Raw genomic sequence first — 1,983 nt, forward strand, 5'->3', positions numbered from 1 at the left:
CCGGCTCGGTGAGGCGGCCCGGGCCGTCGCCGTCGCCTTCGGCGCAGCCTGAACCCCGGGGCGCCGCGTCCGGGGCCCGTGCGGCGGATCACAGCGTCCGCGGCCCGCATTACCCTGGTGGCCATGACTGATGACGCACAGCAGACGCCCGCCGTGGTCGCGCCCCACAAGAAGGTCGGCATGCTGCCGCCGTACGCCGCCGGCAAGCCGCCGGTCGCCGTCCCGGGCCTGCACCCCTACAAGCTCTCCTCGAACGAGAACCCCTACGCGCCCGTGCCCGGCGTGATCGACCGGGTGCGTCAGGTCGTGACCGGCCCGGAGGGCGCGCCCAGCACCCTCTGCCGCTACCCGGACACCCTCTCCACCGGCCTGCGCCAGGCCCTGGCCGCGCACCTGGACGTCCCGGCGGACGACGTCGTGACGGGTGCCGGCTCCCTCGGCGCCCTGGCCCAGGTCATCACCGCCTTCGCCGGCCACGGCGAGGCGGGGGAGGGCGACGAGGTGATCTTCGCGTGGCGCTCCTTCGAGGCCTACCCGATCGTGGTCCGCACCGCCGGTGCCGTGGACGTGCAGGTGCCGCTCACCGCGGACCACCGCCACGACCTGCCGGCCATGCTGGAGGCGATCACGGAGCGGACCCGCGTGATCCTGCTCTGCACCCCCAACAACCCGACCGGCCCCGTGCTCACGACCGCCGAGGTCGAGGACTTCCTGGCGCGCGTGCCCGCGCACATCCTCGTGGTCATCGACGAGGCGTACGTGGAGTTCGTCCGCGACGAGGACGCGGTCAAGGGCCTGGAGATGTACCGCAAGCACGCGAACGTCGTCGTGCTGCGCACCTTCTCGAAGGCCCACGGCCTCGCCAATCTGCGCGTGGGCTACTCGGTCTCGCAGCCGGAGATCACCAAGGCCCTGCGCACCGTGGCCACCCCGTTCGCGGTGTCCACGGTGGCGGAGGAGGCCGCGATCGCCTCGCTCGAGCACCTGGACGAGGTCCTCGAGCGCGTGCAGGTCGTCGTCGACGAGCGCGAGCGCGTCGCCGCCGCCCTGGCCGAGGCCGGTTGGGACCTGCCCTCCTCGCAGGCCAACTTCGTGTGGATGCCGCTCGGCGAGCGCACGCAGGCGTTCGCCGAGGCCGCCCAGGCCCAGGCCCTGTCCGTCCGGGCGTTCGCGGGCGAGGGCGTGCGCGTGAGCATCGGCGAGAAGGAGGCCAACGACCGCTTCCTCGAGGTCGCGCGCGACTTCCTGACGTGAGCGGGCCGGCGCGAGCGGCACGTTGGACCGGCTGATCCGGGTCCGCTTCGCGTTCGACGCGGAGCGTCCGGTGTTGACCGTGGCGGCCCTGGCCCGGCGCACCGAGCTGCCCCTGGCCACCGCCTATCGGTGGGTGGACCGGCTGGTGCGCGCCGAGCTGCTGCAGAAGGACGAGGACGGCGTGGTCCGGCCCGGCCTGCGGCTGTGGGAGATGGCCTCCCGGAGCGCGCCGAGCATGTCCCTGGCCCGGACGGCCATGCCGTTCCTCGTGGACGTGCAGTCGGTCCTGCGGCAGCACACGCAGCTCGCGGTCCTCGACGACGACGGCGTCCTCGTGCTCGCCCGGCTCTCCTCCCAGGGGGCCGTGGTGAACCAGGCGGACGTCGCGGGTCGGCTGCCGCCGTTCACCACCGCCCTGGGACTCGTGCTGCTCGCCCACGCCCCGGTCGAGACGGCGGAGCGGTTCATCGCCCGGCACCGGGACCGGCTCGGCGCCGTCGTGGATCACCATCCCCTCGAGTCGGGGCGTGCGGTGCCCGCGGGCGTGCGGGCGCGGGTGGCCACGCCCAGCGAGCCGCGGCTGCGAGCGCTTCTGGCGGATGTGCGGCGGGAGGGGTACGCGGCCGTGGACGGCGCGTTGGACGAGGAGTCCCGGGGGGTCGCCGTGCCGGTCCGCGGGGCCGACGGCGTGGCGGCGGCCGCGCTCGGGGTCGTCGTCCCCCGCGAGGC

2 protein-coding genes are annotated in these 1,983 nt (G+C 74.7%); both read left to right on the forward strand.

The window, feature by feature from the left end; all coding sequences use genetic code 11:
* Nucleotides 1–123 precede the first annotated feature (123 nt).
* Nucleotides 124–1,254: a histidinol-phosphate transaminase gene (locus tag HMPREF3105_RS11505; protein ID WP_180971872.1), complete on the forward strand. Its 1,131-nt coding sequence runs from the start codon at nucleotides 124–126 to the stop codon at nucleotides 1,252–1,254.
* Between the two features lie 22 nt (nucleotides 1,255–1,276).
* Nucleotides 1,277–1,983: IclR family transcriptional regulator (locus HMPREF3105_RS11510; RefSeq protein ID WP_070709716.1), on the forward strand; the 707-nt coding region annotated here is incomplete at its 3' end.

The organism is Micrococcus sp. HMSC31B01 (assembly GCF_001816085.1).
Classification (GTDB): domain Bacteria; phylum Actinomycetota; class Actinomycetes; order Actinomycetales; family Micrococcaceae; genus Micrococcus; species Micrococcus luteus.

Coding starts and splice junctions, on each gene's coding strand:
- HMPREF3105_RS11505 (WP_180971872.1), top strand. CDS start 124: ATGACTGATGACGCACAGCAGACGCCCGCCGTGGTCGCGCCCCACAAG.